Source organism: Rhizobium sp. AN6A (assembly GCF_900215635.1).
Lineage (GTDB): Bacteria > Pseudomonadota > Alphaproteobacteria > Rhizobiales > Rhizobiaceae > Agrobacterium > Agrobacterium tumefaciens.
The window spans coordinates 2,245,709-2,265,333 of the sequence record NZ_OCNC01000004.1; the positions used below are offsets into that span (position 1 = coordinate 2,245,709).

Sequence of the window (19,625 nt, forward strand, 5' to 3'; positions counted from 1 at the left end):
ATGCAACCAGCCCATTGCGTGACTCGTTAGCATCGGGAATCAGTGGCGCTCCTCGATCCCGGAAGGTCTGATTTTATGTTCCGTCGTTTTCTGGCCGCCGTTCCGCTGGCTTTCGTTTCTTTGACGGTTCCGATCGACACGCAGGCGCAGGTCGCCTCCGGTCTCGGTGGCCTTTCCGACGATCAGCTCCAGCAGGCGGTCAATTTCGTCATCGGCAATGCGATCTTCTCGCTTTATCACGAGGGTGCACGCATGCTGATCTCGGATTTCGGTGCGCCGGAGACCGGCAGCGCGCAAGCACCTGCGGATCAGCTGGCGGGCACGCTCATCCTTCAGGCTAACGAGGAATGGCTTGATACCGCACTCGTCAATGCTACCGACAGCTGGTATCTGGCGCGCGAGACGGAGGCTTTGCCCCAGCACGAAGCACCGGTGTTTTCGGCGCTTGTTCCCGACAAGAGCCGCGATCGCAACATGGCCTGCCTGATGGTCGGCCGCGACAAGGACGGCTATGGCGATCTTGCCACCATGATGGGGCTCGCCAATGACGAATTTGCCAAATGTGGCGCCGCCTATCCGCGTATCGCATCGGCGTGGGAAGATTTTCTGACGCCCCACCGCGCGCAGACGCCATCCAGATTTACCGTGAGCTACGTGCCGCCGCGCGATCCGGAGCTGGAACCTTACGCCATCATGGTCAAGGAATCGAAGGTTCTCGATCTTATCAGCCGCAGTTTCGGCGCTTACGGCTTGAAAGGCGAGGTCAAGTTGACGGCGAAGTCCTGCGGGCGTCCCGATGTCTACTGGTCGGCCGAAAAACGCGAGATCACCTATTGCTACGAACTGGGTAAATTCCAGGCGGAGCTGATTGCCGATCATCTCCTCAACAGCGTTACCGAAGACAAAGGTTCCGCCGGCGGGCATACCCCGACGGCCGTTACTCTGGAAAGAGAAATCTGAGGCCAGTTACCGGATGCGCGGCAACCTGTCCTCTTGAAACGGGAGGATATTGCCATGCCGAAGGTTGTCGTTCGAAATTTCGCCATTTCGATTGACGGATACGGTGCGGGGCCGGATCAAAGTCTCCAGAACCCGCTGGGTGTGAATGGCGAAACGCTGCATCAATGGGCGTTCAAGACCCGCACCTTTCATCGCATGTTCGGCAAGCAAGGCGGCTCGACCGGCACGGACGAGCAGTTTTCCGAGAAAAGTTTCGAAAATATTGGCGCCTGGATCTTGGGCCGCAACATGTTCGGCCCTATCCGCGGTGCCTGGCCGGATGAACACTGGAAGGGCTGGTGGGGGGAAGAGCCGCCTTATCACGTGCCGGTTTTCGTACTGACGCACCATGCGCGCGCCTCCTTTGCCATGAAGGGCGGCACCGTGTTTCATTTCGTCAACACGGGCATCAAGGCCGCACTCGACATGGCGTTGGAGGCGGCAAACGGCAGGGACGTCAGGATCGGCGGCGGCGTTTCGACCATTCGGCAATATATGGCCGAAAGCATGATCGACGAACTGCATCTGGCGCTGGCCCCGGTCTTTCTCGGCAAGGGCGAAAATCTCTTCGAGGGGCTGGATTTGCCTGCGCTTGGTTATCGCTGCACCGCAACGGTGGCAGGCGAGGGGGCTACCCACTTGACGATCGACAAGGCGTGAATGTTGCGCAGTTAAACGTATCCCCACCAACATTGCGCAGCGGTTTTCTGCGCTGGCAGTTTCCCCCAAGCCCTCCTTCCTGTGCTCGTCACAGGAATCAATCCGACGCGCGTCTGCGAGGCAAGAGAACCCTTCCAGCCCAGGGACTTGGGCTGGCTAGATTCCTGTGACGAGCATAGGAACAAGGGAGAAGGGACAACACGCGACTGAAGAATGGCGTGCGTCGCTCCCAATCGCCGGTAACTCAGTTGCGCAGCGAGATTTCCAGAAGCTCCGTATCGGACAGCGGCTCCACCCAGGCCTCATAGGTACCAACAGGCGAAAATCCCATCATCTGGTAGAGTTGCAGCGCGCGCGGATGGTCAAGCGTGTTGGTGGTCACCGTCACGCGCTTCGGATTGTCCTGCCAGGCGGCGTAGAGCGCCTGCAACAGGAACCACTTGCCGACGCCAGCACCGATCGCCTCTTCGAGAAGCCCGAAATAGGAAAGCTCTGTTACCTCGTCGCTTGCCTTGTTCAGCTCGAAGAAACCGGCGGGTGCACCGTTCATGTAAAGGACGGTGACGCTGTTCTTCGGGTCCTTGAGGACAGCGGACAGTTCCGCATCGCTCATGCGCATGCGTTTCTGCCAGTGCCAACGTTTTCCCACCCGCCAGTACATGTAGCGGTAGAAGTGCAGGGGAATATCGGTGACCCGCATCAGTGCCGTCTGGATGTTGACGGGGATAGCAAGGCTGACCTTCGGCGGCGCCGTCATTTCCAGCTGCGTGACATGCGCCTTCAACGGCCCATGTGACACCACGGGAAGAGGTTCGGCAGGGCCGGTGACAACAGGCGTGTCTTCCAGTCCCCCCCATTCCGACCAGGAACCGTCATAGAGCGAATTATCCTGATGGCCGAGCGATTCCAGCGCCAGCGTAATGACGGCGGCGGTAACGCCGGAACCGCAGCTCGTCACCACAGGCTTGCCAAGATCGATACCGGCATCCGCCACCATCTTGCGGATGGCGGTGAGGTCCTTGAAGTGGCCGTTCTCGGAAAATGCGGTGGCGGGCAGGCTGCGAGCGCCAGGAATATGGCCCGAACGCATGCCGGCACGCGGCTCGGCCTCGTCGCCGGTGAAACGTCCCGCGCCGCGGGCATCGGCAATCTGCTTTTCGCCACTGTCAACGATGCCGCGCATGGTTGAAAGCGAGGTCACGCGCTTTTCGTTGAAATCGGGTGTGAAAGTGGCGGGTTCGATTTCCGGCGTGCCGGTTTCTAGCGGCCGGCCTTCGCGCTTCCAGCCGTCAAGACCGCCATCCAGCACATAGGCCTTGCGCACGCCCATCACCCGCAGCATCCACCACACGCGCGGTGCGGAAAAGAAACCGGGGCCGTCATAGACCACGATCGTATCGGTGTCGCTGAGGCCAAGCTCGCCCGCCTGTTCCGCAAAGAACTCCGGCGAGGGCAGGGAATGCGGCAATCCGGTTGCATGATCGGCAATCTTGTCCTGATCGAAGAACACGGCACCGGGCAGGTGACCCGCCGCAAATTCTTCCGCACCGTTGCGTTTATGCGCCGGCAGATACCACGAGGCATCAACGAGACGAAACCCGGCCGTGCCGAGCTGCTTTTCTACCCAGTCCGCCGAAACGACGAAACGGCTCTTATCCGTGCTCACGATGTCTCTCCTGATTTCAGGCAGCAGCTTCAGGCGTGCCGAAACGAATGCGGAACCGCCTGTTCTCCTTGCCCTTCTTTTCTATCTTGGCAATGTGAATATCGCCCACTTCCTGCGTTTCGGAAACATGGGTGCCGCCGCAGGGCTGGCTGTCGATGGTAGAGTTTTCGCCGATGCATACAAGGCTGACCCGGCCAAGACCGATTGGCGGGCGCACATTCTTGGATTTGACGATGCCCGGATTGGCCTGAAGTTCTTCGTCGGTAATCCACTGCAGGAAAACGGGATGGTTGGCTTTCACCAGTTCCATCAGCTTTGCCGTGACTTCATCCTTGTCGATGGTTTCCGACATGTCGAAATCGACGCGCGATTCGTCTTCGCCGACGGCAGCACCGGTGATCGGCCACTGGCAGACGACGGATAGCAGATGGCAGGCCGTGTGCATGCGCATCAGCTTGTAACGGCGCGGCCAGTCTACGTGCAGGGTCAGTTTTTCACCGACCTCGGGGGAAGGCTGACCTTCCAGCGGCACATGGATGATAACGCTCTTGTCGGAGCCATTTTTGGTAATGCCGAGTTCGATGCGCGAACCATCGGCCCGCTCGAGAAAGCCGCTGTCGCCCGGCTGGCCGCCGGACGTGGCGTAAAAGCAGGTCTGGTCGAGCTCGATGCCGCCATCCTCATGCACCGCCGTGACGATCGCTTCTGCGGTGGAAAGATAAAAATCGTCACGGAACAGTGCATTCACAGGCATTTCGGCATGTCCTCAAACGGTTTCGTACGGAACCGCAATCTCGCTTTTCGTCGCCAGCCACTGCGGAACCGGAAGCCCCTTGGAGCGCAGGAAATCCGGATTGAACAGCTTCGACTGATAACGATTACCGTAGTCGCAAAGTATCGTCACGATTGTATGCCCCGGACCAAGCTCGCGGGCAAGGCGGATTGCGCCGGCAATGTTGATGCCGGAGGAGCCACCGAGGCAAAGACCCTCTTTCGTGACCAGATCGAACAGCACCGGCAGGGCTTCCGCATCCGAAATACGATAGGAGAAATCCGGCGCGAAGCCTTCCAGATTGGCGGTGATGCGCCCCTGTCCGATGCCCTCGGTGATAGAGGAGCCTTCCGACTTCAGGACGCCATGCTTGTAAAATTCGTAGAGGGCGGCCCCCTCAGGATCGGCAAGGCCGATCTTGATGTCGGGATTGAAATCGCGCAGGCCATCGGCCACGCCCGCAAGCGTTCCGCCGGAACCGACGGAGCAAATGAAACCATCGACCTTGCCGTCCGTCTGGTCCCAGATCTCAGGGGCCGTCGTCTCGATATGGGCCTGGCGGTTGGCGATATTGTCGAACTGGTTGGCCCATATCGCGCCGTTTTCATCCGTCGCGGCCAGCTGTTTTGCCAGACGGCCGGAAACCTTCACGTAATTGTTCGGGTTGGAATAGGGTGCCGCCGGAACCTCGACCAGCTTTGCGCCGAGAAGCTTCAGCGCATCCTTCTTTTCCTGGCTCTGCGTCTCGGGAATGACGATGACAGTCTTGTAGCCGAGCGCATTGGCCACCAGCGACAGGCCGATGCCGGTATTGCCTGCCGTGCCTTCCACGATGGTGCCACCCGGCCGCAATTGTCCGCGCCGTTCCGCATCGCGGATGATGTAAAGCGCGGCGCGATCCTTCACCGATTGGCCGGGATTGAGAAACTCCGCCTTGCCGAGGATTTCACACCCCGTCGCTTCAGAGGCAGCTTTCAGACGGATAAGCGGCGTATTGCCGATAGCACTGAGCGCAGAGGGATGAATGGTCATGATTGAGCCTTCTTGTCTGAGCGGAAATTAGGTGCCGTTATGTCCCGTTACAACCGCCTTAAGGCAAGAAATTATCTTCCCGCCTTAGGCTTCGCCACGCAAAATTTTGCCGATACCCAATTTTATGCGTTGTTCTTCACTGCGGCATAGGCCGCAAGTGCTCTTTCCCGTGCCTTCCCATGGTCGACGATCGGCAGCGGATAGGTCTTGCCGAGCTCGATACCCGCCTTTTTAAGCACCTCTTTCGGTGCTTCAAACGGCTTGTGGATGTATTTTCGCTCGAGCTTTTCAAGCTCCGGCACAAAGCGGCGCACGTAGTCTCCCTCGGCATCGAATTTCTCCCCCTGCAATATGGGGTTGAAAATGCGGAAGAACGGCGAGGCGTCCGCGCCCGAACCCGCCACCCACTGCCAGTTGGCGGCGTTGGAGGCCGGATCGGCATCAACAAGCGTATCGCGGAACCACTTCTCGCCTTTGCGCCAGTCGATGAGTAAATGTTTGATGAGGAAGGATGCTACGATCATGCGCACCCGGTTGTGCATGGTGCCATGTTTCCACAATTGCCGCATGCCGGCATCCACGATCGGATAACCCGTCATGCCACGCGTCCATGCGTTGAAGGATGTGTCATCGTCCCGCCAGCCGAAGGCGTCGAAACTGTCGTTCCAGTTTTTCTCGTCCAGCTCGGAAAAGTGGAACAGCAGATGGTAGCAGAATTCCCGCCAGACGAGTTCCTTGCGGAAACGGCTGATATCGTTGGACGCGATATGGCGTGAGAGCCCCTTCGTCGCATGCCACACGGCGGCGGGCGATATTTCGCCGAGCGCCAGATGCGGCGCAAGAAACGAGGTAGCGTCCTTCGCCGGAAAATCGCGGCCTTCCTCATAACCCTTCAACGCACCATCGATGAAATCATCGAGTTTTTCCCGCGCGGCATTTTCACCTGATGTCCATATCTCGCTGAAATCCCTGGCCCAGTCCGGTTTGACCGGCAGAAGCTTCCAGTCCTCGAGTTTCTCCGATTTTGGCCATGTCTCAGGTGCCTTCAGGCTCTGCGGTGCATCCGCCGGCGCATGTGGCTCCTCGCCGCCCTCCAGCGCCCGCCAGAAGGGCGTGTAGACCCGGTAAGGACCGCCGGATTTGGTCTGCACCCGGGATGGTTCATGCAGCAGGTGTCCGGCAAAGCTGCGAACTGTCAGTCCGTCGTTGCCAAGCGCCTCTTTTAGTGCCTTGTCCGTTGCCATGCCGGTCGGCTCATAGCGACGGTTCCAGAGGACTGCATCCGCGCCGGTTTCGGCTATCAGCCGGCGCAGCGTCTCCTCTGCGTTGCCGCTTCTGAGCAGCAGACGGCTGCCGCATTTTTCCAGCGCCGCGGAAAGAGAGGCAAGCGAATGGTGAAGCCACCATTCCTGCGCGCCGCCCAGCGGGCCGCAGGACGCCTCACGGATATAGAGCGGTATGACGGGGCCGCCATGCTCCACCGCTGCGAGAAGAGCGAGGTTGTCCGCAAGGCGCAAGTCCTTGCGGAACCAGACGATAACAGGAGAGGATTTTATTGGCATGAAGGGATCCGGTTCACTTCCGCTTGAACGAGTGTTGAAACGCTTTGTTCCTCAAATCGCGTAGGATGGAAAGCTGGAGGCACATGGTTTTTCGAGGGCTATTTTTTCGACCTTGAAACCGAAAGTGAAGGGAACCAACTGGAGGAGCCGGCGTTTGTCGCTGGTTAATAGAGCATGGAAGTACAATCAATGTTGCTGAAAGACGTTAAGTGGGAAAAGCCTGTTACCATATCCTTGGAAAACGGTGCTCCCCGGATTTTCAACGGCGTTTACGAGGCCTTCGATTTTCTCCAGCACGAATGGCCACAACGCGGTGACAAGGCGCATGAGCAGGCCCTGCGTCTGTGCCGCGCCTCGCTGATGGGGGACGTGGCGGGAGAGATTGCGCGCGCCGCCTTTGTTACCGCAAGCCGGCAGGCGCAATGCCTTGTGGAGGCCGGAAACAAGGTGGAAGATCAGGGTAAACTCGCATCCTGACAGCGTTCCTGGATTGAGATGTGAAAGGCCACCCGTAAAGCCGGGTGGCCTTGTTTTATCCGCCGCCAGAAACGGGTTGTGTCGAACGCAGGATATGGCATCGTGCGCGTTAAAAGCGGATGAATACGGCAATGACCAACCACTACGGCTATATTGTTTTCCCGACAGCTCTCGGCCATTGCGGCCTCGCATGGGCAGAGTGCGGTATCGCCCGTCTGCAATTGCCCAGCGCAGATGCCGGTGAAACCGAGAAACTTATCCAGAAACGCCTGTCGTCATCTTCCATTGCGGTACCCGACACACGGGCCCGTGAGGTGATTGCGATGGTTACCCGCTATTTCGATGGTGAAGAGATTGATTTTACGCCCGTGGAACTCGATCTTGCCGGGCAGGAACGGTTCTTTCTCGATGTCTATGAGGTGGCAAGGCATATCGGCTGGGGCCGCACGACGACCTATGGCGGCATCGTAAAAACGCTGGGCCTCTCCATGGAAAAGGCCCGCGATGTCGGGCAGGCCATGGCGAAAAATCCCGTGCCGCTGATCATTCCCTGCCATCGTGTTCTGGCGGCTGGCGGCCGGCTGGGTGGCTTTTCCGCGCCGGGCGGAACGAACACCAAATTGCGCATGCTGGATCTCGAAAATACCGACCGCAGCCGTGCTGACGATGCACAGGGCAGCCTGTTTTAAAGCAATGACAGATCAGTCCGCATGAATAGCCGTCTGATTTCTGCCCTTTTCTCGTCAAATTGTCGCTAAATTGTCACAATACACGGACGCCCTCTAACATAAGGGCGAGACGTTTGAGAGTATCCGCGTTAATTCTATCCGCTGCCTTGGCTTTTACAGTCGTGGCACCCGCTTCGGCTGGCATGCTGAACCAGGCTGAAAAATACACCGGGCTGCATGAATCCAAAAACAACAAGAGCCTGAAAAATATTCTTGGGGCAAATCCCCGCAGCACCCCGTGGTGTGGCCTGTTCCTGCATGCCGTTGCGAGCAAGGCCGGGCGCGCATCTCCCAAATCTTACGGATTTGCAAAATCCTGGACGTCATTCGGTTATGCCGTTCCCGTAGCCGCCGCCAAACCGGGCGATGTTGTCGTCATTCGCAACGGTCGCGGTTATCACGCCGGAATATTGAAGAGCATGAGCGGCAAGACAGCGCAAATTCTCGGCGGCAATCAGTCCGGTCGGGTGCAGGTATCGAACTTCAACCGCAAGGCCATCGTTTCCGTGCGTCGCTGAAGACCGGACCAACTTAGTACGATCCTTATAAAGGCGGGCTGTGGCCCGCCTTATGCGTTTTAAGGCCCCTATGGCTGTTCCCTTGTGCCGGGCGCCGCATCGCGCTGGTCATCGTCCTCAAGGTCTGTGGCGACGATGAAGGCATCCTCGTGTTGCCGAGCCGCCTGCCGGCGTGCGCGCAGGCTTATGGATTCATCGGGGTAAATCTCACTTTCTTTCGATCTGAGTTCGCTGTCGGTTTCAAAACGCGGCAGATCCTCGTCTTTGATATCGAGATGTTCGTTTTTCTTCTGTTTCGGATCGCTCATGGAAGGTCCTCCTGCGGGTTCCTGCCGGGCAAACGATCCTGCAGTGAGTAGGGTTCCCTTTTTTCAGGGAAATGCGCATGCGCAATCTCCGGACGCGGAACAATTTCCGGCCATTTCTGTTTTTCATTTGGCACAGCCAAAGCCGATGCGACGCAAAGAGGAGGACGTTATGAACCATGATCGCGAAGCAGCAATCCGCGAAAAAGCCCGCGCAATATGGGAGAGGGAAGGCAGACCGGAGGGACATCACGAACGCCACTGGTTGGAGGCGGAACGGGAGGTCTCGGCAAGCAAAGAAACCGGAAAGACCAACGGCAAAAATGGCGCGAAGAAACCCGCTGCCGCCAAGTCCTTGGTCCAGAAGAAGGTGACTGCGGATAAGGCGTTGGCAAAAAATGCCAAATCACCAGCGGTGAAATCTCTTCAGAAAGAGCAAAAAGCTGAGGCCACACGAAAAGACGACGACCTGACCGAAAGCCTTGAGGAAAGTTTCCCGGCAAGCGACCCGCCGGCACTCACCAACGCGTCTACTGCGACGAAGCGTGTGGCGAAGAAGACCTGAGGTCAATAGCGCCCAGCTACGCGCATATGCCAAGATCGATATAGAGCGAATGCTGCGGCATCTCGCTCATCATGCCATGTTTTGGAAAAAATGGCTCCCCGGGCCGGATTCGAACCGGCGACCTGTCGATTAACAGTCGAATGCTCTACCGCTGAGCTACCAGGGAACGTGCGCTGCTTGGCGCGGTGTGAGCGGGGTAATACAAATGCTTTTCCGATTTGCCAAGCGCTTTTTTCAAAAAAAACGCATTCATCTTGTTTTATCTCGCCGGAGTCCCGATTTTCCGGGCTTATCGACGGTGAAAAAATTATCCACAGGCCAGATGTTAAAGGGCAGTATGGAATGAAATTTGGAATGGACCACAGAACGGGTCGTCTCAATCTCGGAAAATGGAGCGTTGCCATGCCGCGTTCGCGCGTCGGCAGGATCGCCACCGGCTCGGCGCTGGTGGTGGGCGGAACGCTCGGGTTTTTGCCCATCCTCGGTTTCTGGATGGTCCCGCTTGGTCTTATCGTGCTTTCCCACGATTTGCCGGCGGTTCGCCGCAGGCGGCGGCGGCTGGCAGTGTGGTGGGCATCGCGACGCAATGGTCGCAACACCCGCAATAGAGGTGGACAATAAGCCTCAGCCGCCCATCGAGCTGCTGAGGCCCTGTCCGGCCCAGAAGGCGGCATAGGCGAGTGCTGCAAAATAAATCGCCGTCAGGATGAGAAACAGATACCCGCCAAGAACGGTCACGCCGTCTCTCTGGATCATGCCCGCCGAAAAAAGCAGGATGGCGACGCCCGGCAGGGTGTTGGAGAAGGGAATGAAGCCGAGCGGCATCATCAGCAACACGCCAGCGGTCATCAGCGCAAGTCCGTTTACTCTATTGGCGACGATGCCCGCCGTCAGCGCCGGAAGGCGCGGGCGGATGAAGCGATCGAGCCTGGAGACAATGGCGACGCCTTTCTGCAATGCCGGCACCAGCTTTGCCGTTTCCATCTGCCGGTCGAGAATCCTGGCCGGCAGCCATGGCAGACGGTTGAGGGTTATGGCCAGACTGACGAGAATGATCGCTGCGCCAAACACGGTGCTGACGCCGGGAATGGAGACTGGAATGAGGAAGGGCAGGGAGGCTATGGCACAGATGAGCAACAGGCCCTGTTCGCCGATTGCCTCCATCAGCTCGCGCAATGTGATCGTCTGACCTTGCAGTTTCCCAATCAGCTTTTCGAGCGTGGTGCTGAGCTTTTCAGACGTATCAGTGAATGCGAATTCGTTCGACATCAGGCTTCCCGGAAGTTGCTTTAACTCCGGGTTTGATAACATTTATCCGGCCGAATGCCTACCGCCGATGGAAAATCAGCGTCTTTTCGGACCGGTGCTGCTGCCCGCCTTTGTCAGTGGGAAACCCAGCTGCTGTAGGCGCCTGCGAGAAGAACAATCAGCAGGATGACCAGTATGACCGGATTGATCGACGTAATGAAGCTTACATAGTCCATGATAACTTCCTCCTCTTTCCGCCACACCTTATTCTACCGCAAAAAGGCCGGTTTATCTACCTGAGGATGAAATTTCGCATCGCAGCAACCATTCGCCGCTGCGGTCTGGAATTGTTTGTTTTTCTCCTTTGCCGCAATGCAAAAATAAATCTTCCAACATTTGCCATTCTCTTGCGTTGTCTCTAATCCTGATTTGGCGGCGGTCGATAGTCAGACCGTCCGCCGCTGACGAACCGCCACTGAGATGCCTTGGCTCCCGCCTTGCCTTCGGTCTAAAACGATCTTCCCCGAGGACATGAAATGCTGAAAAACATCTATGCCTGGACGATGGCGCTTGCCGCGCGCAAAAGCGCCGTGTGGTGGCTGGCGATCGTGGCCTTCGTCGAAAGCTCCGTCTTCGTTGTGCCGGCGGATGTGCTTTTCCTGCCCATGGTGCTGGCAAAGCCAAAAAGGGCGATGTTTTATGCGCTCGTCGCAACGGTCGCTTCCGTTCTCGGTGGCATCGCCGGCTGGTTCCTCGGTCACTACGCTTTCGAGAGCATCGCGCGGCCAATTCTGGAATTTTACGGCAAGCTGGACAGCTTCGAGCAGCTCAAGAATTCGGTGAATTACGAGACCATCATTCTCCTGCTGGTAACATCGGGCTTTGCGCATCTGCCGCCGATCAAGGTCGTCACCATCCTCTCTGGTGCGGCCAATATCAGCCTCGGCCTGTTCATTCTCTCGGCTGTCGTCACGCGCGGCGCGCGCTTTTTCATCCTCGCCGGGTTGCTGCAAAGATACGGTGAACCGGTGCGCCACTTCATCGAAAAACGCCTTGGTGTTATTGCCGCCGCAGTGGCCGCAGCGCTCATCGCCATCTATGCGGTCTACGTTTTCGTGCGCTGACGAAACGCAGTTTTTCTACTCTTACAATACTGTCGCATAACTTTCAGCCTACTGTCAGAATCCAGCTGTATCGGTTGTCTCGTCCAATGAGAGAACCGATTTATTATGCGAAGATTATGGAAGTGCTCCTTGGGGGGCATGGGTATTGCTGTGCTTGCCGCAGGCGGTTATCTCCTCGCCATCCAGCTTCTCGGCAACTTTCACGAGGTGGTGGCAGGGCAGCTTTACCGCTCCAACCAGCCAAGCAGTGAGCAGCTGGTCCGCTATGCCAGGGACCACGGCATCAAGACGGTCATCAATCTGCGCGGAGAGAATGAATCCGAGGGCTGGTACAAGGATGAGATCAAAACCTCGCGCGAGCTGGGGTTGACCCATATCAATTTTGGCATGTCAGCCCGCCACGAACTCGACATGAACAAGGTGAACCAGTTGGTCGCGATCATGCGTGATGCGCCGAAGCCCATCCTCATCCATTGCAAGTCCGGTGCGGACAGGACAGGCCTTGCGACCGCGCTTTATCTCGGCCGCGTCGCGTATCTCGGTGAAAAGGCGGCTGAGAGCCAGCTTTCCGTCCGCTACGGCCATATCGGCATCCCCTATCTGTCTGAGACCTATGCCATGGATCAGACCTGGGAAAATGTCGAACACATGTCGATCGCCGACGACTTCACAATTGCTTCAAACGAGTTTTGAAAACGGTCGGGCATAGCGTCCGCAGAATTGCAGATCGAAGCGGCATGTTGAGTTCCGTTGTGATCGCGCAACGGTCCGGACGGGCGCAAACGCGTGGTTTCCTAACTGTTGAGTTCTCAACGACGCAGCCTGTCTTTCATCAGGCGACCCGATTTCTCCCTCTCACGGTTCGTCGGAAATTACATTTTTTGTCTATATATTAGTAACTTATGCGATCCAACAATTAAGTTGACTCCTTTAATCATCTTTTATAGAGCGACGTTGTTTCAACTTCTGGATCGCATCATGACCCCAAAATCATTTATGAGCGGCCTTGCCGCATCGCTCTTGTCTATTCTCTTTACCGCCCCTCATGTAATGGCTGAACAAAAGACCATCACAGATGTCATCGGACGCGAGGTGAAGGTTGACCTTCCAGCAAAGCGTGTTGTTCTCGGTTTCTACTTCGAGGACTACATGGCGGTCGGCGGCGAGAAAGCCTATGATTCCGTCGTCGGCATTTCTCGCGAAGCCTGGGAAGGCTGGGTACCCGCCAACTGGAAAATGCATCTCGCGCATCGCGCCTCACTTGCCGACATTGCCGATGTCGGTGAAGTGGAAGCGCAGACTTTCTCGGTCGAAAAAGTGTTGAGCCTCAATCCCGATCTGGTGATTCTGGCGGACTGGCAATACAAAGCCCTTGGTCTCGATGCCGATCGTCTGGAAGAAGAGGGCATCCCCGTCGTCGTCGTCGACTACAACGCCCAGACGGTCGAGCGGCATGTCGCCTCGACCCGGCTTTTCGGTGACCTGACCGGCCAGGAGAAGCGTGGCAAGGAAATTGCCGACTTCTATGCCGGTTCGCTGAAAGAGGTCGCTGACCGGGTCGCCAGGTCCGGAAAGCCGAAACCGAAGGTCTATGTCGAGTTCGGCAACAAGGGCCCGGCCGAATATTCTTTCACCTACGGCAAGAACATGTGGGGCGCCATGTCCACGGCGGCTGGCGGCGACAACATTGCCGCTCCCTTCGTCGAATGGTGGGGACCGATCAATCCAGAACAGGTTCTGGCGTCCAAGCCTGACGCCATCTTCATTTCCGGTCGCGAAAACAACAAGAACCCGGCAGCGCTGCCAATGGGACAGGCGGTGAAGGCGGCAGACGCAGGCGAGAAACTCAAGGCATTTGAGGCCCGTCAGGGCTGGAGCGAATTGCCCGCCATCAAGAACGGCCAGCTGTTCGGCGTCTATCAGGGTGCGTCGCGCACGCTCTCCGATTTCGCCATGGTTCAGTACATCGCAAAGCAGCTATATCCCGAGCAGTTCAAGGATGTCGATCCGATCGCCAACTATCTCGGCTATTACAAGAAGTACCTTCCGGTAACGCCTCAAGGCACTTTCGCCATCGCCGTCAAGGATTGATATCGCGCTTGCCTGCGGCGGCGCAGAACCATGCTTTCTTCGCCGCCACAGTGGCGAAATCTCGCGAACGCCGCCGTTGCGGCGTCCGCTTTTCAAGACAGTCCTTTCAGGCAGGTTTTCATGACAATTGCTGCCCGCAACGCCGAGGCCATCGGTGCGCACCGGCTGCGCGAGCGCCGTCGCTGGCGTGTCGTCTCTATCTTCTTCGTATTGATGGCGGTGAGCCTTGTTCTCGATATCGCCACTGGTCCTTCGCTGCTGTCGCCCGCCGAAGTGGTGAAGTCGCTGACCGGCCTTGGCGAACGGGCCGCCATGACCGATTCCATCGTGCGCGGCCTTCGCCTGCCCATGGCGCTGATGGCGCTTGCCGTCGGTGCGGCACTCGGGGCAGGTGGCGCGCAAATGCAGACCCTGCTCAATAATCCCATGGCGAGCCCCTATACGCTCGGTATGGCCGCAGCCGCCGGTTTCGGTGCGGCGCTGGTACTGGCGCTTGGCGGTCTCGGGCTGGATGCCATGATTGCCGTTCCGCTGGGCGCGTTTGTCTTTTCCATGCTCGCAGCACTTTTTCTCTTCATGCTGGCCTCCATGCGGCAGATGACGACCGAAACCATCATTCTCGGCGGCATTGCGCTTCTCTTCCTGTTTCAGTCGCTGCTGTCGCTCATCCAGTTCCTGTCCTCGCCGGAGCTGTCCCAGCAGATCCTTTTCTGGCTGTTCGGCAGCCTGACCAAGGCAACATGGCCGACGCTTGGCCTGACCGCTGCCGTGACCGCCCTCTGCTGCGCCCTGTTGATGGCGGATTGCTGGAAGCTGACCGCGCTCAGAATGGGGGAGATGCGGGCGGCAAGCCTCGGCATCAATGTCCGCTGGCTGCGCATGAAGGTTCTCGTCATCGTCGCCATCATGACCGCGACGGCCACCAGCTTCGTCGGCGTCATCGGTTTCATCGGGCTGGTCGCGCCGCATATCGCCCGCATGACGGTGGGCGAGGATCAGCGCTTCTTCCTGCCCATGTCGGTGCTGAGCGGCGCGCTGATGCTGTCGGCTGCCTCGATCCTCTCCAAATCGATCGTTCCCGGTGCGCTGTTCCCGGTTGGCATCGTCACGGCCATTGTCGGCGTACCGTTTCTGATGTGGCTGATTTTCGCTCCGAAGAGGCGCGGCCGATGATGGTTCTCGATTCGATTTCCGCCGAGCGCGGCGGACAGACTGTAGTGAAAGGCCTGTCGGCACGTCTGGAGGCGGGGCATATTCATGCCGTCATCGGCCCCAACGGAACGGGCAAGACGACCCTTCTGAGAGCGATCTTCGGCGATCTGCCACTTGCTGCCGGTTCGATCAGCCTCGGCGACCGCCGCCTTCGGGCCGGGGAGAGGGCGGGGCGGTATATAAGGCAGTGGCGCGACGGCTTTGCCTACATGCCGCAAGACACCACGGCCGATATTGCGCTCAGCGTACTGGAGGTGGTGGCACTCGGCCGGTTCGGGCGTCTGTCGCTGCATATTGACGACGAGACGCTCGACCTGGCCATGACACGCCTGCATCAGGCGGGCATAGCGCATCTGGCGGGCAGGGAGATTGCCTCGCTCAGCGGCGGGCAGCGGCAGATGGCGCTTTTCGCGCAGGTTCTGATGCGCGAGCCGCAGGCGATGCTGCTGGACGAGCCGGTCAGCGCGCTGGACCTCAAACATCAGGTGGCGCTTCTCGATCTGGTGCGGCAGGAAACCCGCGCCAATGGCTGGGTAACGCTCGTCGTGCTGCATGATCTCAACCTCGCCTGCCAATATGCCGACAACCTGCTGGTGATTTCCGGTGGCGCATTGAAGGCGACCGGCGCGCCGGGAGATATCGTCACGCCGAAACTCATTTCCGAGACCTACGGGGTGACGGTGGAAGTTTTGCGGGACAGGCGCGGCAATCCCGTCATCCAGCCGGCTGGCGACCCGCTGCCCGAACATTTCAAAACCCTTGAAGGAATAATTGCATGAAACGATTTTTGATGACGTTTGCCGCGGCTTTGGCCGTAACCTTTTCTGTCGCGCCGTCCTTTGCTGCCGAACACAAGGTGCTGATGCTCAATTACGGCACGGACGGCAGCATGGTGTTCGAGCCTTCCTTTGTGAAGGCAGAGCCCGGCGACACCATTACCTTCGTGCCGCAAAATTCCAGCCATTACGTGCAGTCCTATGCCGTTCCGGAAGGCGTAACGCCCTGGAAAGGCAAGCTCGATGAGGCCTTCACCGTCACCGTCGAGAAGGAAGGCGTCTATCTCTATTATTGCCCGCCGCATCTGATGATGGCGATGATCGGCGTGATCCAGGTCGGCAAGCCCGTCAATCTGGAAGCGGTCAGGCAAAAGGCGGAGAAGCTGCGCCCCAAACTGGTCATGAAGGGCGAAAGGCTGGACGCGGCTCTGGCACAGGTAACGCCGGCGCAATGACGCTGTCTACATGCTCGACCAGATGGGACGCTCGATCCCTCGAATCTCGCTCGCCGGGTGTGTGAAGCAGCCCGCACGAAAAAATTGGCTGCAATCACCATAACAAGGATAAACCAATGGCAAATAAACTAGTCGAAACGACATTGAACGATCTGCTCAACGGCGAATTGCGCGCCCACCACGCCTATCTTCAGGCGGCCGCCTGGGCGGCTGAGCGCAATCTCGATGGTTGCTACAAGTTTCTGCTTGGCCATGCTGCCGAAGAGCTGGAGCATATGCACCGCATCTTCAGCTTTCTGAACGATCTCGGAGCTCCAGTTATTTTCACCGAGCTGCCTGCCCCACAGGTCACCGCAAACGATATCAAGGGGTTGTTTGCAATTGTCGCGCAACACGAATCGCGTGTCACCGCCGCCATCAACGCGGCGGTTGATCTCGCGCGGTCTGAAAAAGACCATGCGACCACATCCTTTCTGCAATGGTTCGTGAACGAACAGCATGAAGAGGACAGCCTGTGCCGCACGATAATGGGCAAGATCGAGCTGATCGGTGACGGTCCCAATGCGCTTTATCTGATTGACCGCGAAATCGGCGAACTGGCTGAAAAGGCCTGAAGGCTGCGCAGCATTCATTGATATTCCACAAGCTGCATCAAACGCAGCTTGTGGCTGGTTCAGTCACTTCCCAAATCCGGCGTCCATCCACGCGTATAGCCTTTTCCCATGATGGCAACCGCAAGGGAAAGCTGTTCCTGCAAATGTTCGATTTCGCCCAGCAGCGTTTCAACAGCCGCCTTCGCATCGCCATCATGACACTGGATGACATATCCAGCTATGTCGTCAGGCCGTACAGGGGTGATTTTTTCCGCATCGGGCATATCGGTTGACCTCTCGTTTGTTCACTAAATGTTCTAATTTTAGCGGAGAGTCAACAAGGCAAATGCGTGCCGTCTCTGGACGGTCACAGGCTTTGCAATAAGGGTATATTTCAGGAATTATCGTTGAATGCACTCGCGCCCGCCACGGCCTCGCACCGCAGTGTCAAGCGTCAATGAACGGATGGATCTTCGCCGTCCAGGAAGCTGCGAATTCCATCTTTCTCACAGGTGGCCAGGAATTCTTCCCAGGCGTCCTTGTCTGTCGTAAAAGGTTCTTCCCAGGTGGTGACATCATCGTGCTCGCTGATAACCTCGAGCGTCCAATCCTGTTGGGTGCCAGCCGGCCGGTAGATATCAACCAGAACCGTGATACCGTCGTCTTCAAATTCGCCTGAGAATTCCGAGTGTTCAATTTTTGTTTTTTTGACCATCACAGCACACCTCGTTCTCAGGCTTGGATAAACGCACACCCACACCGCATCTTGTCAATTCGCGCATGGCGCCGGCGAGAATGTGGCTGAAAAAATTATAGCCAGCTCTGGGGGAACTGGCTATCTATCTGTTTTTAATGGTCGGAGCGGCGGGATTCGAACCCACGACCCCTTGACCCCCAGTCAAGTGCGCTACCGGGCTGCGCTACGCTCCGAACCTGAAAGCCGTTTATATATAAGCCTGTTAGGGCGCAAGCGGAAAATAGCCTTTTCTTGAAAAAAGGAACAAAGGCTGTGGACGGTGGGCAGGGGACTTTCTTCCCGACGATGTTGCCCGTCAAACGCGTGACACATCATCCTTCCATCATGGCGGGAACCTGCCGTGTTCTTTGGCGTTCCAATCTAAGCGAAACTGAAATTCAGGGAGATGAAACATGTCCGAACTCGTCGTTGTCGGTTTTGACGGAACGGAAGAGGCCGACCGGGTCCTTCTGAAACTTGCTGGAATGAAAAAGGAATATCTGGTCGATCTGGAAGATGCCGTCGTCGTCGTTCGCGATGAAAACGGCAAGGTGCACCTGAAACAGAGCGTCAATCTGACGGCGATCGGTGCAAGCTCCGGTTTTCTCTCCGGTGGTCTCTGGGGCGGCCTCGTTGGCCTGCTGTTCCTCAATCCGCTCGCGGGATTTGCGATCGGCGGCGCGATCGGTGCGGGAACGGGTGCGCTTGCGGGGTCGCTGACGGATTACGGCATCGACGACGATTTCATCAAATCTCTGGGTGAAACCATCCCGAATAGCTCTTCGGCGTTGTTCGTGCTGATCCGCAAGGTGCAGCCGGAAAAGGTGATGGCGGAACTGGAAGGTCTTCGTGGGCGGGTCATCAAAACCTCGCTTTCGCCTGAGCAGGAAGCGCAACTGCAAAAGGCGCTTTCCGGCGGAACGAAACAAGCCGCAGCACCTGCCGTCTGAACGCGGCAGGGAGAAGATGCTGCGGCATGATTTATGTCGCAGCAGATCGATAAAAGGGCGGCGGCGCTCCCTTCGACCCTTGCCGGAAACGTTGGCTTAAACCGTCAGCGTTCCGGTTTTCGCCTGCGGCCAGGTCAGATAATAATAGCGACTGCCGACATTGCCAAAAAATGCGTTGTCGCCGGAAATACTGTCGACATAGGCGCCACCGGTGGTCTTGGCATAAGCGGAACCGTCGCGCTTGAGGTGGTCCTTCAGAAAATCGCTCCAGCCGGTCGTGGTGATCTCGGTTGCCGGTTTTGAGGTGGTTGTCTTGTCGGCCTCCACGTCCCAGGCTTTTATCTTTGCGCCTTCGGTCGGATCGGAGACGGTCAGCGTTCCAGCGGCCAGCGCTTCCAGCATTGCCTTGGCTTGCGTAGCCTTGCTCGGGTCCTTGGAGAGTTCTTCCAGCGTCGCCTTCAGGCTTGTCATGAAACTGGCCCGTGTAATGTCGCCGGAGGGCGCCTGCGTGCTTGTGTCGTCGGTCTCCGCGGCAGTGCCGGAAACTTGCGCATATTGCGCCAGAAGCTGTGTCAGCCGCGTATTGGTGGAGGAGGGCGAGGTGTCGATCCCGTAGGAGTCGAGGATCGCAGTTCGTGGCGAGGAGGTCGAAGCGGAATTGTCCTCCTGCTCCTTGATGGCCTTGAGTGCGAGTTTGGTGGCATTGATGCGTGTGGACAGGTCGACGGAGGAGACCATTGCGCTCACTGTTTCCATGATCAGGCCGATACACGTCATGCATACCGAACCGGCTCGGCGAAGATTCTCGATCCCGCCTTTCGTCTCCTCTCATAAGAAGACCGGGTGCATCCCCAGCCGTCTCAAGCTTGGGATGCACCCGGTCTAATAGCCGAACTTTGCGCGACGCTTGCGGACATATGGTGCGTCTCTAATGAACGGAAGCGTTGGACGCGCTCAATGCCTTGGTTTCAGTCATGAAACCGCTACGCAGTTTTACTGGAAGTGCTCAGTTTTCCTGCACGGAAACACCGTTCGGGCCGATATTCATCTCGATCCCCTTCGGTTTGCTTTCCTCGTGCCAGACATAGGCTCCAAGGCCGACAAGAACCACCAGGAGTGCGCCAATGATAAAATAGAGATTGTTGGTCTGCGTCAT

Annotated in this window: 25 protein-coding genes and 2 tRNA genes; 15 read left to right on the forward strand and 12 right to left on the reverse strand. The window is 57.6% G+C overall.

What is annotated here, in order from left to right:
• The first annotated feature begins 75 nt into the window (after window positions 1–75).
• Window positions 76–960, forward strand: a complete 885-nt coding sequence (locus CRO62_RS23620; RefSeq protein WP_097102245.1) for a DUF4344 domain-containing metallopeptidase — start codon at window positions 76–78, stop codon at window positions 958–960.
• A 54-nt stretch (window positions 961–1,014) separates the two neighbouring features.
• Window positions 1,015–1,659, forward strand: a complete 645-nt coding sequence (locus tag CRO62_RS23625) for a dihydrofolate reductase family protein (RefSeq protein WP_097102248.1) — start codon at window positions 1,015–1,017, stop codon at window positions 1,657–1,659.
• 244 nt (window positions 1,660–1,903) lie between these two features.
• Here CRO62_RS23625 and sseA read toward each other — a convergent pair whose 3' ends face one another.
• The 4 genes from sseA to CRO62_RS23650 form a co-directional block, all read right to left on the reverse strand.
• Window positions 1,904–3,325 carry a 3-mercaptopyruvate sulfurtransferase gene (sseA, locus tag CRO62_RS23635; protein ID WP_097102253.1) on the reverse strand — a complete coding sequence of 474 codons (1,422 nt, stop codon included), beginning with the start codon at window positions 3,323–3,325 and terminating at the stop codon, window positions 1,904–1,906.
• A gap of 16 nt (window positions 3,326–3,341) precedes the next feature.
• The gene (locus CRO62_RS23640; protein ID WP_097102255.1) at window positions 3,342–4,079 is read right to left on the reverse strand and encodes an alanyl-tRNA editing protein; all 738 of its coding nucleotides are present in this window, start codon (window positions 4,077–4,079) and stop codon (window positions 3,342–3,344) included.
• A 12-nt stretch (window positions 4,080–4,091) separates the two neighbouring features.
• A complete protein-coding gene (locus tag CRO62_RS23645; RefSeq protein WP_003512558.1) occupies window positions 4,092–5,129 on the reverse strand; it encodes a cysteine synthase A in 1,038 nt (345 codons plus the stop codon).
• Window positions 5,130–5,251: 122 nt separating this feature from the next.
• Window positions 5,252–6,691, reverse strand: coding sequence for a cryptochrome/photolyase family protein (locus CRO62_RS23650; protein WP_097102257.1), 1,440 nt, complete (start codon window positions 6,689–6,691; stop codon window positions 5,252–5,254).
• Between the two features lie 189 nt (window positions 6,692–6,880).
• On the opposite strand from CRO62_RS23650, the gene CRO62_RS23655 reads away from it, so the two are divergent.
• The 3 genes from CRO62_RS23655 (at window position 6,881) to CRO62_RS23665 (ending at window position 8,414) form a co-directional block, all read left to right on the forward strand.
• Window positions 6,881–7,168, forward strand: coding sequence for a DUF982 domain-containing protein (locus CRO62_RS23655; RefSeq protein ID WP_174002329.1), 288 nt, complete (start codon window positions 6,881–6,883; stop codon window positions 7,166–7,168).
• A 131-nt stretch (window positions 7,169–7,299) separates the two neighbouring features.
• Entirely contained in the window at window positions 7,300–7,857 is a 558-nt protein-coding gene (locus CRO62_RS23660; RefSeq protein ID WP_097103268.1) for a methylated-DNA--[protein]-cysteine S-methyltransferase, read from the forward strand.
• A 113-nt stretch (window positions 7,858–7,970) separates the two neighbouring features.
• Window positions 7,971–8,414, forward strand: coding sequence for a TIGR02594 family protein (locus CRO62_RS23665; RefSeq protein WP_025593218.1), 444 nt, complete (start codon window positions 7,971–7,973; stop codon window positions 8,412–8,414).
• 68 nt (window positions 8,415–8,482) lie between these two features.
• Here the strand turns inward: CRO62_RS23665 and CRO62_RS23670 are convergent, their stop codons facing one another.
• Window positions 8,483–8,722 (reverse strand): hypothetical protein, encoded by a 240-nt coding sequence (locus CRO62_RS23670; RefSeq protein WP_097102260.1) that lies wholly within the window; start codon window positions 8,720–8,722, stop codon window positions 8,483–8,485.
• A gap of 169 nt (window positions 8,723–8,891) precedes the next feature.
• On the opposite strand from CRO62_RS23670, the gene CRO62_RS23675 reads away from it, so the two are divergent.
• Window positions 8,892–9,284 carry a DUF2934 domain-containing protein gene (locus tag CRO62_RS23675; RefSeq protein WP_097102262.1) on the forward strand — a complete coding sequence of 131 codons (393 nt, stop codon included), beginning with the start codon at window positions 8,892–8,894 and terminating at the stop codon, window positions 9,282–9,284.
• A gap of 91 nt (window positions 9,285–9,375) precedes the next feature.
• Here CRO62_RS23675 and CRO62_RS23680 read toward each other — a convergent pair.
• Window positions 9,376–9,450, reverse strand: a tRNA-Asn gene (locus CRO62_RS23680).
• Between the two features lie 176 nt (window positions 9,451–9,626).
• On the opposite strand from CRO62_RS23680, the gene CRO62_RS23685 reads away from it, so the two are divergent.
• A complete protein-coding gene (locus tag CRO62_RS23685) occupies window positions 9,627–9,905 on the forward strand; it encodes a hypothetical protein (protein WP_013635921.1) in 279 nt (92 codons plus the stop codon).
• Between the two features lie 3 nt (window positions 9,906–9,908).
• Here CRO62_RS23685 and CRO62_RS23690 read toward each other — a convergent pair whose 3' ends face one another.
• Window positions 9,909–10,553 carry an exopolysaccharide biosynthesis protein gene (locus CRO62_RS23690; RefSeq protein WP_003512591.1) on the reverse strand — a complete coding sequence of 215 codons (645 nt, stop codon included), beginning with the start codon at window positions 10,551–10,553 and terminating at the stop codon, window positions 9,909–9,911.
• A 515-nt stretch (window positions 10,554–11,068) separates the two neighbouring features.
• On the opposite strand from CRO62_RS23690, the gene CRO62_RS23695 reads away from it, so the two are divergent.
• The 7 genes from CRO62_RS23695 to CRO62_RS23725 all read left to right on the forward strand — a co-directional run bounded on the left by CRO62_RS23695 (window position 11,069) and on the right by CRO62_RS23725 (window position 16,804).
• The gene (locus CRO62_RS23695; RefSeq protein ID WP_097102264.1) at window positions 11,069–11,656 is read left to right on the forward strand and encodes a YqaA family protein; all 588 of its coding nucleotides are present in this window, start codon (window positions 11,069–11,071) and stop codon (window positions 11,654–11,656) included.
• Window positions 11,657–11,794: 138 nt separating this feature from the next.
• A complete protein-coding gene (locus CRO62_RS23700; protein ID WP_179784612.1) occupies window positions 11,795–12,349 on the forward strand; it encodes a dual specificity protein phosphatase family protein in 555 nt (184 codons plus the stop codon).
• Window positions 12,350–12,652: 303 nt separating this feature from the next.
• Window positions 12,653–13,747: an ABC transporter substrate-binding protein gene (locus CRO62_RS23705; protein WP_097102268.1), complete on the forward strand. Its 1,095-nt coding sequence runs from the start codon at window positions 12,653–12,655 to the stop codon at window positions 13,745–13,747.
• A 120-nt stretch (window positions 13,748–13,867) separates the two neighbouring features.
• On the forward strand, window positions 13,868–14,920 hold the full coding sequence (locus CRO62_RS23710; protein WP_097103271.1) for a FecCD family ABC transporter permease: 1,053 nt from the start codon (window positions 13,868–13,870) through the stop codon (window positions 14,918–14,920).
• A complete protein-coding gene (locus CRO62_RS23715; RefSeq protein WP_097102270.1) occupies window positions 14,917–15,738 on the forward strand; it encodes an ABC transporter ATP-binding protein in 822 nt (273 codons plus the stop codon). Before CRO62_RS23710 ends, CRO62_RS23715 begins: the two co-directional genes overlap by 4 nt.
• Window positions 15,735–16,190, forward strand: coding sequence for a pseudoazurin (locus CRO62_RS23720; RefSeq protein WP_097102272.1), 456 nt, complete (start codon window positions 15,735–15,737; stop codon window positions 16,188–16,190). The genes CRO62_RS23715 and CRO62_RS23720 overlap by 4 nt, the downstream gene beginning before the upstream one ends.
• A gap of 116 nt (window positions 16,191–16,306) precedes the next feature.
• A complete protein-coding gene (locus CRO62_RS23725) occupies window positions 16,307–16,804 on the forward strand; it encodes a ferritin (RefSeq protein WP_003512602.1) in 498 nt (165 codons plus the stop codon).
• Between the two features lie 59 nt (window positions 16,805–16,863).
• On the opposite strand, the gene CRO62_RS23730 is transcribed toward CRO62_RS23725, so the two are convergent.
• From CRO62_RS23730 to CRO62_RS23740, 3 genes are all read right to left on the reverse strand, one after another.
• Window positions 16,864–17,067 (reverse strand): hypothetical protein, encoded by a 204-nt coding sequence (locus CRO62_RS23730; RefSeq protein WP_013635930.1) that lies wholly within the window; start codon window positions 17,065–17,067, stop codon window positions 16,864–16,866.
• Window positions 17,068–17,237: 170 nt separating this feature from the next.
• Window positions 17,238–17,498 (reverse strand): hypothetical protein, encoded by a 261-nt coding sequence (locus CRO62_RS23735; protein ID WP_003512603.1) that lies wholly within the window; start codon window positions 17,496–17,498, stop codon window positions 17,238–17,240.
• A 138-nt stretch (window positions 17,499–17,636) separates the two neighbouring features.
• A tRNA-Pro gene (locus CRO62_RS23740) sits at window positions 17,637–17,713 on the reverse strand.
• 219 nt (window positions 17,714–17,932) lie between these two features.
• Here CRO62_RS23740 and CRO62_RS23745 point away from each other — a divergent pair.
• A complete protein-coding gene (locus tag CRO62_RS23745; protein ID WP_097102276.1) occupies window positions 17,933–18,469 on the forward strand; it encodes a DUF1269 domain-containing protein in 537 nt (178 codons plus the stop codon).
• Window positions 18,470–18,565: 96 nt separating this feature from the next.
• On the opposite strand, the gene CRO62_RS23750 is transcribed toward CRO62_RS23745, so the two are convergent.
• Together CRO62_RS23750 and CRO62_RS23755 are read right to left on the reverse strand one after the other, a co-directional pair.
• Window positions 18,566–19,246, reverse strand: a complete 681-nt coding sequence (locus CRO62_RS23750) for a hypothetical protein (protein ID WP_097102278.1) — start codon at window positions 19,244–19,246, stop codon at window positions 18,566–18,568.
• Between the two features lie 229 nt (window positions 19,247–19,475).
• Window positions 19,476–19,625, reverse strand: coding sequence for a hypothetical protein (locus tag CRO62_RS23755; protein ID WP_003512607.1), 150 nt, complete (start codon window positions 19,623–19,625; stop codon window positions 19,476–19,478).